9 protein-coding genes are annotated in these 9,378 nt (G+C 70.1%); all 9 read left to right on the top strand.

Going from position 1 to position 9,378, the window contains the following annotated elements; all coding sequences use genetic code 11:
• Positions 1 to 71 precede the first annotated feature (71 nt).
• The 9 genes from uvrC to IEZ17_RS32615 all read left to right on the top strand — a co-directional run bounded on the left by uvrC (position 72) and on the right by IEZ17_RS32615 (position 9,363).
• The gene (gene uvrC / locus IEZ17_RS32655) at positions 72 to 2,126 is read left to right on the top strand and encodes an excinuclease ABC subunit UvrC (protein WP_189306515.1); all 2,055 of its coding nucleotides are present in this window, start codon (positions 72 to 74) and stop codon (positions 2,124 to 2,126) included.
• Positions 2,123 to 3,079, top strand: a complete 957-nt coding sequence (gene rapZ / locus IEZ17_RS32650) for an RNase adapter RapZ (protein ID WP_229852862.1) — start codon at positions 2,123 to 2,125, stop codon at positions 3,077 to 3,079. Before uvrC ends, rapZ begins: the two co-directional genes overlap by 4 nt.
• Positions 3,076 to 4,137, top strand: a complete 1,062-nt coding sequence (locus IEZ17_RS32645; RefSeq protein WP_189306513.1) for a gluconeogenesis factor YvcK family protein — start codon at positions 3,076 to 3,078, stop codon at positions 4,135 to 4,137. The genes rapZ and IEZ17_RS32645 overlap by 4 nt, the downstream gene beginning before the upstream one ends.
• Positions 4,128 to 5,117 (top strand): DNA-binding protein WhiA, encoded by a 990-nt coding sequence (whiA, locus tag IEZ17_RS32640; protein ID WP_030282946.1) that lies wholly within the window; start codon positions 4,128 to 4,130, stop codon positions 5,115 to 5,117. Before IEZ17_RS32645 ends, whiA begins: the two co-directional genes overlap by 10 nt.
• A gap of 251 nt (positions 5,118 to 5,368) precedes the next feature.
• Entirely contained in the window at positions 5,369 to 6,373 is a 1,005-nt protein-coding gene (gap, locus tag IEZ17_RS32635) for a type I glyceraldehyde-3-phosphate dehydrogenase (RefSeq protein WP_189306511.1), read from the top strand.
• Between the two features lie 115 nt (positions 6,374 to 6,488).
• Positions 6,489 to 7,700: a phosphoglycerate kinase gene (locus tag IEZ17_RS32630; RefSeq protein WP_189306508.1), complete on the top strand. Its 1,212-nt coding sequence runs from the start codon at positions 6,489 to 6,491 to the stop codon at positions 7,698 to 7,700.
• A gap of 39 nt (positions 7,701 to 7,739) precedes the next feature.
• Positions 7,740 to 8,495, top strand: a complete 756-nt coding sequence (gene tpiA / locus IEZ17_RS32625; protein ID WP_189306526.1) for a triose-phosphate isomerase — start codon at positions 7,740 to 7,742, stop codon at positions 8,493 to 8,495.
• Between the two features lie 141 nt (positions 8,496 to 8,636).
• Positions 8,637 to 8,873 carry a preprotein translocase subunit SecG gene (gene secG, locus IEZ17_RS32620; protein WP_189306506.1) on the top strand — a complete coding sequence of 79 codons (237 nt, stop codon included), beginning with the start codon at positions 8,637 to 8,639 and terminating at the stop codon, positions 8,871 to 8,873.
• A 154-nt stretch (positions 8,874 to 9,027) separates the two neighbouring features.
• Positions 9,028 to 9,363, top strand: coding sequence for an RNA polymerase-binding protein RbpA (locus IEZ17_RS32615; RefSeq protein WP_016578660.1), 336 nt, complete (start codon positions 9,028 to 9,030; stop codon positions 9,361 to 9,363).
• Positions 9,364 to 9,378: the final 15 nt, after the last annotated feature.

Below are 9,378 nucleotides of genomic sequence, written 5' to 3'. Positions count from 1 at the left end.
CCCCACTCCGCCCCGCCCCACCCCCGCCACTGACGCCGTGATTGTCAGTGGCGGTCAGTAGGGTGGTGGTCATGGCAGACCCCAGCAGCTACCGACCCAAGCCGGGACAGATCCCCGACTCGCCGGGGGTCTATAAATTCCGCGACGAGCACGGGCGGGTCATCTACGTCGGCAAGGCCAAGAGCCTGCGCCAGCGCCTGGCCAACTACTTCCAGGACCTGGCCGGCCTCCATCCGCGTACGCGCACGATGGTCACCACCGCCGCCTCCGTGGAATGGACCGTGGTCTCCACGGAGGTCGAGGCGCTCCAGCTGGAGTACACCTGGATCAAGGAGTTCGACCCCCGGTTCAACGTCAAGTACCGCGACGACAAGAGCTATCCGTATCTCGCGGTGACGCTCAACGAAGAGTTCCCCCGCGTCCAGGTGATGCGCGGCGCCAAGAAGAAGGGCGTGCGCTATTTCGGTCCGTACGGGCACGCCTGGGCCATCCGCGAGACCGTCGACCTGATGCTGCGCGTCTTCCCCGTACGGACGTGCTCCGCCGGCGTCTTCAAGCGCTCCGCCCAGATCGGCCGCCCCTGCCTGCTCGGCTACATCGGCAAGTGCTCGGCCCCCTGCGTCGGCCGGATCTCCCCCGAGGAGCACCGCGAACTCGCCGAGGAATTCTGCGACTTCATGGCCGGCCGCACCGGCGCGTACCTCCGCCGCCTGGAGCGCCGGATGCAGGAGGCGGCCGAGGAGATGGAGTACGAGCGCGCCGCCCGGCTGCGGGACGACATAGGCGCGCTCAAGCGGGCGATGGAGAAGAGCGCCGTGGTGCTCGCCGATGCCACCGACGCCGACCTGATCGCCGTCGCCGAGGACGAACTCGAAGCCGCCGTCCAGATCTTCCACGTCCGCGGCGGCCGGGTGCGCGGCCAGCGCGGCTGGGTCACCGACAAGGTCGAGGCCGTCACCACCGCCGGCCTCGTGGAGCACGCCCTCCAGCAGCTGTACGGCGAGGAGCAGGGCGACGCGGTCCCCAAGGAGGTCCTGGTCCCGGCGCTCCCCGAGCCGGTCGAGCCGATCGCCCAGTGGCTCTCCCAGCGCCGCGGCTCCCAGGTCTCGCTGCGCATCCCGCAGCGCGGCGACAAGAAGGACCTGATGGCCACGGTCGGGCGCAACGCCCAGCAGGCGCTCGCCCTCCACAAGACCAAGCGCGCCTCCGACCTGACCACCCGCTCCCGCGCCCTGGAGGAGATCTCCCAGGCCCTCGGCCTGGACGCGGTCCCGCTGCGCATCGAGTGCTTCGACATCTCGCACCTCCAGGGCGATGACGTCGTCGCCTCGATGGTGGTGTTCGAGGACGGCCTCGCCCGGAAGAGCGAATACCGCCGCTTCCAGATCAAGGGCTTCGCCGGCCAGGACGATGTGCGCTCCATGCACGAGGTCATCGGCCGCCGCTTCAAGCGCTACCTCCAGGAGAAGCAGAAGTCGGGGGAGTGGACGGAGGAGCCGCCCGCCGACGCCCCCGCGGAGCCCGACGGCGCCCCGGAGGACGCCGCGGACGGCCGCCTCACCGACGACGACGGCCGCCCCAAGCGGTTCGCCTATCCGCCCCAGCTCGTGGTCGTCGACGGCGGCGCCCCCCAGGTGGCGGCGGCCCGCCGTGCCATGGACGAGCTCGGGATCGACGATGTCGCGGTCTGCGGTCTGGCCAAGCGCCTCGAAGAGGTGTGGCTGCCCGATGAGGACGATCCGGTCGTGCTGCCGCGCAGCAGCGAGGGGCTCTATCTCCTCCAGCGGGTCCGCGACGAGGCGCACCGCTTCGCGATCACGTACCAGCGCAGCAAGCGCACCAAGCGGCTGAGGGCGTCGCCGCTGGATGCCGTCGCCGGGCTGGGCGAGACCCGCCGCCAGGCACTCCTGAAGCACTTCGGTTCGTTGAAGAAGCTGCGGGCTGCGACGATCGACGAGATCTGCGCGGTGCCGGGGGTCGGCCGCAAGACCGCCGAGACGGTCGCCGCGGCGCTGGCCGCGGCGGCACCGTCCGCCCCGGCGGTGAATACCGCCACAGGAGAGATCATTGAAGATGACGAGGCCCCGACGGCCGCGTTGTCAGCAGAACGGGGGCAGGACCGATGAGCAGCAGACCGCACGACACGCAGGAACCCGAGAGAGACGGTGCACAGGTGAGTACGGGCACGATGCGCGAAGCCGACCAGGGCGAGAGCGCCGCGATCCCCGAGCTGGTGATCATCTCCGGCATGTCCGGCGCCGGCCGCAGCACGGCCGCGAAGTGTCTGGAGGACCTCGGCTGGTTCGTCGTCGACAACATCCCGCCCGAGCTGATCCCGCCGATGGTCGAGCTGGGTGCCCGTTCGCAGGGCAATGTCGCCAAGATCGCCGTCGTCGTCGACGTCCGCGGCCGTCGCTTCTTCGCCAACCTCAAGGCGTCCCTGGCGACCCTCGACGCACAGAACGTGAAGCGCCGCATCGTCTTCCTGGAGTCCTCCGACGAGGCCCTGGTGCGCCGCTTCGAGTCGGTCCGCCGCCCGCACCCCCTCCAGGGCGACGGCCGGATCGTCGACGGCATCGCCGCCGAGCGCGATCTGCTGCGCGAACTGCGCGGCGACGCCGACCTGGTCATCGACACCTCCAGCCTGAACGTCCACGAGCTCCGCGCCAAGCTGGACGCCCAGTTCGCCGGCGAGGAGGTCCCCGAACTCCGCGCCACGGTCATGTCGTTCGGCTTCAAGTACGGCCTCCCGGTCGACGCCGACATGGTCGTCGACTGCCGCTTCATCCCCAACCCGCACTGGGTCCCCGAGCTGCGCCCCTTCACGGGCCTGAACGAAGAGGTGTCCAACTACGTCTTCAACCAGCCCGGTTCCAAGGAGTTCCTGGACGGCTACGCCGAGCTGCTGCGGCTGGTGGCGGAGGGCTACCGCCGCGAGGGCAAGCGCTATGTGACCATCGCCGTGGGCTGCACCGGCGGCAAGCACCGCAGCGTTGCGATGTCCGAGAAGCTGGCCCGCCGGCTGGTGTCCGAAGGTGTCGAAACGGTCGTCGTCCACCGGGACATGGGGCGCGAGTGACCGCCCGTACGCCGCGGCTGCGCAGGGTGCGCCGCTTCGTCTCCAGCGGCCGTACGTCGAAGGGCGCCACCCCGAAGGTGGTGGCGCTCGGCGGCGGCATGGGCCTGTCCGCCTCGCTCGCCGCCCTGCGCCGCATCACCGGGGACCTGACCGCCGTGGTCACCGTCGCCGACGACGGCGGCTCCAGCGGCCGGCTCCGCGACGAGCTGGGCGTGCTGCCGCCCGGCGATCTGCGCAAGGCCCTGGCCGCGCTGTGCGGTGACGACGACTGGGGCCAGACCTGGGCCCGGGTGATCCAGCACCGCTTCACGAGCGAGGGCGAGCTCCACGACCACGCGGTCGGCAATCTGCTGATCGTCGCCCTGTGGGAGCAGCTCGGCGACCACGTCCAGGCGCTGGATCTGGTCGGCAAGCTGCTGGGCGCGCACGGCCGGGTGCTGCCGATGTCGGCGGTGCCGCTGGAGCTCCAGGCCCAGGTCAAGGGCCTGGACCCGGACCACCCGGACGGGATTTCGACGGTCCGCGGCCAGGCCACCGTCGCGCTCACCCGCGGCGAGGTGCAGTCCGTCCACGTCGTCCCCGAGGACCCGCCGGCCGTCCCCGAGGCGGTCGCAGCGGTGCGCGACGCCGACTGGGTGGTGCTGGGCCCAGGTTCGTGGTTCTCCTCGGTGATCCCGCATCTGCTGGTGCCCGAGCTGCGCGAGGCCCTGGAGGAGACCAAGGCCCGGAAGGTCCTCTCGCTCAATCTCGCGCCGCAGCCCGGCGAAACCGATGGCTTCTCCCCGCAGCGTCATTTGGAGGTTTTGGCCCGACACGCCCCTAAACTCGCCTTCGACGTGGTGCTGGCCGACAAGGCCGCGGTGCCCGACATCGATGGTCTGACGGTTGCCGCCAAGCAGCTGGTGGGCAGCGAGGTCGAGCTGGCCGAGGTCGCCGCACAAGGAGACGACGCCGGGCCCGGCGCCGGCGGAGCTCCCGACCGGCACGACCCGGAACTGCTGGCAGCCGCGTATGACCGTATTTTTCGGATGCATGGAAGGATCGGCCCATGGCGATGACGGCTGCGGTGAAGGACGAAATCTCCCGGCTCCCCGTCACCCGGACCTGCTGCCGGAAGTCGGAGGTCTCGTCGATCCTGCGGTTCGCGGGTGGTCTGCACCTGGTCAGTGGCCGCATTGTGATCGAGGCGGAGCTGGACACGGGCATCGCCGCCCGGCGGCTGCGCAAGGACATCCTGGAGATCTTCGGGCACTCCTCCGACCTGGTGGTGATGGCCCCCGGCGGGCTGCGGCGCGGCAGCCGCTATGTCGTGCGCGTGGTGGCCGGCGGCGACCAGCTGGCCCGACAGACCGGTCTGGTCGACGGCCGCGGGCGCCCGATCCGGGGCCTGCCCCCGCAGGTGGTCTCCGGCGCGACCTGCGACGCCGAGGCCGCATGGCGCGGCGCCTTCCTGGCGCACGGCTCGCTGACCGAGCCCGGCCGCTCCTCCTCCCTGGAGGTCACCTGCCCCGGCCCCGAGGCCGCCCTCGCGCTGGTCGGCGCGGCCCGCCGGCTCGGCATCGGCGCCAAGGCCCGTGAGGTGCGCGGAGTGGACCGTGTCGTCGTCCGGGACGGTGATGCGATCGGCGCGCTGCTGACCCGGCTCGGCGCCCATGAGTCGGTGCTCGCCTGGGAAGAGCGGCGGATGCGCCGCGAGGTCCGGGCCACCGCCAACCGCCTCGCCAACTTCGACGACGCCAACCTCCGCCGCTCGGCGCGCGCCGCGGTCGCCGCCGGCGCCCGGGTCCAGCGGGCCCTGGAGATCCTCGGCGAAGAGGTACCCGAGCACCTCGCGGCGGCCGGCCGGCTGCGCATGGAGCACAAGCAGGCGTCGCTGGAGGAGCTGGGCGCCCTGGCCGATCCGCCGCTGACCAAGGACGCGGTCGCCGGGCGGATCCGGCGGCTGCTGGCGATGGCCGACAAGCGGGCCCAGGACCTGGGCATCCCCGGCACCGAATCCAACCTCACCGAGGAGCTCGCCGACGGGATGGTCGGCTGACCGGAGCGGTCCCTGTCCGCACGCGCCCCCGGCACCCGCACTGGGTGCCGGGGGCGCGTGCGTGCGGACGCCGTGAGCGGGCGCGTACGGGCGGGCGACAGAGGGGCTCGAAGCCGCTCACCTGAGCATCTTTGAGCGCCGATGTCAATGTCACGTACGTCTCTTCCAGGAGGTAGGGTCGTAGGCGGTCGGGGACAGCCCATACAGCTCGCCGGTATCCAAAACCGGCGTACCAACGAGGAGATCGGTTCGTGACGATCCGCGTAGGCATCAACGGATTCGGCCGCATTGGTCGCAACTACTTCCGCGCGCTCCTGGAGCAGGGTGCGGACATCGAGATCGTCGGTGTCAACGACCTGACCGACAATGCCACCCTGGTTCACCTGCTGAAGTACGACAGCATCCTGGGCCGCCTCAACGCCGAGGTCAGCCACACCGACGACACCATCACGGTCGGCAACCAGACCTTCAAGACGATGGCCGAGCGCGACCCGGCCAACCTCCCCTGGGGCGAGCTGGGCGCCGACATCGTCGTCGAGTCGACCGGTATCTTCACCAAGCGCGAGGACGCCGCCAAGCACCTCGCCGCCGGTGCCAAGAAGGTCCTGATCTCCGCGCCCGCCAAGGGCGAGGACATCACGATCGTCATGGGCGTCAACCAGGAGAAGTACGACGCGGCCAACCACCACGTCATCTCCAACGCCTCCTGCACCACCAACTGTGTGGCGCCGATGGCCAAGGTTCTCGACGAGAACTTCGGCATCGTCAAGGGCATGATGACCACGGTCCACGCGTACACCAACGACCAGCGCATCCTGGACTTCCCGCACTCGGACCTGCGCCGCGCCCGCGCCGCCGCGGAGAACATCATCCCGACCTCGACCGGTGCCGCCAAGGCCACCGCCCTGGTCCTCCCGCAGCTCAAGGGCAAGCTGGACGGCATCGCCATGCGCGTGCCGGTTCCCACCGGTTCGGTCACCGACCTGGTGCTGGAGCTCGACCGCGAGGTCACCAAGGCAGAGATCAACGCCGCCTTCCAGAAGGCCGCCGAGGGCCAGCTGAAGGGCGTCCTGGAGTACACCGAGGACCCGATCGTCTCCTCGGACATCGTGAACTGGCCGGCCTCCTGCACCTTCGACTCCCAGCTCACGATGGTCCAGGGCAAGCAGGTCAAGGTCGTCGGGTGGTATGACAACGAGTGGGGCTACTCCAACCGCCTGGTGGACCTGACCACGTTCGTCGGCGGCCAGCTCTGATCTCTGCCTGAAGACATCCAGGGCACCGAGATGTGAGGACGGGGCTCGTAGGGCGCAAAGATGCGTCGTACGGGCCCTGACCCATGACGGACTGAACCAACCGGAGTCACTTCACATGAAGACGATCGACGACCTCGCCCAAGAAGGCGTTGCGGGCAAGCGGGTCTTCGTCCGCGCCGACCTCAATGTCCCGCTGGACGGCACCACCATCACCGACGACGGCCGGATCCGCGCCGTCGCCCCGACGATCGCCAAGCTGGCCGGGCTCGGCGCCAAGGTGATCGTCGCCTCCCACCTGGGCCGTCCCAAGGGTGCCCCGGACCCCGCCTTCTCGCTGGCCCCGGCGGCCGAGCGGCTCGGCGAAATCCTCGGCAAGGACGTGGCGTTCGCCACCGACACGGTCGGTGAGTCGGCCGCGTCCGTGGTCGCAGGTCTGGCCGAAGGGCAGGTGGCCGTCCTGGAGAACCTCCGCTTCAACGCGGGGGAGACCAGCAAGGACGACGCCGAGCGCGGTGCCTTCGCCGACCGGCTCGCCGAGCTCGCCGACCTGTACGTGGGCGACGGCTTCGGCGCCGTGCACCGCAAGCACGCCTCCGTCTACGACCTGCCCGGGCGGCTGCCGCACGCCGCCGGCGACCTGATCGCCGCCGAGGTCGGTGTCCTCAAGAAGCTCACCCAGGACGTCAAGCGCCCCTACGTGGTGGTGCTCGGCGGCGCCAAGGTCTCCGACAAGCTCGCCGTCATCGACAACCTGCTCAAGAAGGCCGACCGCATCCTGGTCGGCGGCGGCATGGCGTACACCTTCCTGGCGGCCAAGGGCCACGAGGTCGGCATCTCGCTGCTCCAGAAGGACCAGATCCCGGTCTGCCTGGAATACCTGGCGGAGGCCGAGAAGCGCGGCGTGGAGTTCGTGCTCCCCGTCGACGTACTGGTTTCGGCCGAATTCCCGGACCTGAAGACCAAGGCCCCGGCCGTCTGCGAGGTCGTCGCCGCGGACGCCATCCCGGCCGACAAGGAGGGCCTGGACATCGGCCCGAAGACCCGCGAGCTCTACGCCGCGAAGCTCGCCGACGCGGGCACCGTCTTCTGGAACGGCCCGATGGGCGTCTTCGAGCACCCCGACTACGCGGGCGGCACCAAGGCCGTCGCGCAGGGGCTGCTGGACTCGCCGGCCTTCACCGTCGTCGGTGGCGGCGACTCGGCCGCCGCGGTGCGCCTGCTCGGCTTCGACGAGAATGCTTTCGGCCACATCTCGACCGGCGGCGGCGCCAGCCTCGAATACCTCGAGGGCAAGACGCTCCCCGGCCTCGCCGCACTGGAGGACTGAACCACCGTGAACGCGCTCAACAACGGTCGCACCCCGCTGATGGCGGGCAACTGGAAGATGAACCTCAACCACCTCGAGGCCATCGCCCACGTCCAGAAGCTCGCCTTCGCCCTCAACGACAAGGACTTCGACGCCGTGGAGGTCGCGGTCCTGCCGCCCTTCACCGACCTGCGCTCGGTGCAGACCCTGGTCGACGGCGACAAGCTCAAGATCAAGTACGGCGCCCAGGACCTCTCGGCGCACGACTCCGGTGCGTACACCGGTGAGATCTCCGGTGCGATGCTGGCCAAGCTGAAGTGCACGTACGTGGCCGTCGGCCACAGCGAGCGCCGCCAGTACCACGGCGAGGACGAGGAGATCTGCAACGCCAAGGTCAAGGCCGCGTTCAAGCACGGCCTCACCCCGATCCTCTGCGTCGGCGAGGGCCTGGACGTGCGCAAGGCCGGCAACCAGGTCGCGCACACCCTCGCCCAGGTCGACGGCGGCCTGAAGGACGTCCCGGCCGCGCAGGCCGAGACCGTCGTGATCGCCTACGAGCCGGTGTGGGCCATCGGCACCGGCGAGGTCGCCACGCCCGAGGACGCGCAGGAGGTCTGCGGTGCCATCCGCGCCCGCCTCGCCGAGCTCTACAGCCAGGAGCTGGCCGACAAGGTCCGCATCCAGTACGGCGGCTCGGTCAAGTCCGGCAACGTCGCCGCGATCATGGCGCAGCCGGACGTCGACGGCGCCCTGATCGGCGGCGCGGCGCTGGACGCGGACGAATTCGTCAAGATCGTCCGCTTCCGCGATCAGTAGCAGCTATGACGACGGGCCCGGCCCGTCGTACCCTGTCGGGGCCGGGTCCGGCGTCTTGAGCGCCGCCCCGGCCCCGCACCCTTGGTCTTCGGTGGAAGACCGGCACGTTCCGTCCGTCAGTCCTAGAGAGTTGGTCCAGCCGTGGTCATCGGATTCTCGATCGCCCTCATCGTCTTCAGCGTGCTGCTGATGATGCTGGTGCTCATGCACAAGGGGAAGGGCGGCGGCCTGTCCGACATGTTCGGTGGCGGTATGCAGTCCTCCGTCGGTGGCTCCTCGGTCGCCGAGCGGAACCTCGACCGGATCACCATCGTCATCGGTCTGCTCTGGTTCGCGTGCATCGTCGTGCTCGGCATCCTGATGAAGCTCGGCAGCTGACATGCCGTCGAAGACGCGGCCTATCATGAAGGCAGCGTCCTGGGACGGGTAACTCGTGTCACTGGACGCGCGTTGGGCCTTACGTAGACTGGGGCGCCCGCAGCGCAGCGGCTGTGAGAGGCATTGCAGCACCATTACGCAGGGAGTTACGACCGTGGCAAGTGGCAACGCGATCCGAGGAAGTCGGGTCGGGGCGGGGCCGATGGGGGAGGCCGAGCGCGGCGAGTCCGCGCCGCGCATCCGCATCTCCTTCTGGTGCTCCAACGGGCACGAGACGCAGCCCAGCTTCGCCGGCGATGCGCAGGTTCCGGACACCTGGGACTGCCCGCGCTGTGGTTTCCCGGCCGGCAAGGACCGGGACAGCCCGCCGGACCCGCCGCGCACCGAGCCGTACAAGACCCACCTCGCCTACGTCCGGGAGCGCCGTAGCGACGCCGACGGCGAGGCGATCCTGGCGGAGGCGCTCGCCAAGCTCCGCGGCGAGATCTGACGGACGGCGGCGGAC

Source organism: Streptomyces albospinus (genome assembly GCF_014648695.1).
GTDB classification, from domain to species: domain Bacteria; phylum Actinomycetota; class Actinomycetes; order Streptomycetales; family Streptomycetaceae; genus Streptomyces; species Streptomyces albospinus.
Note: the sequence above shows the minus strand (reverse complement) of the source record. Positions and strands in the feature narration are given on the sequence as shown.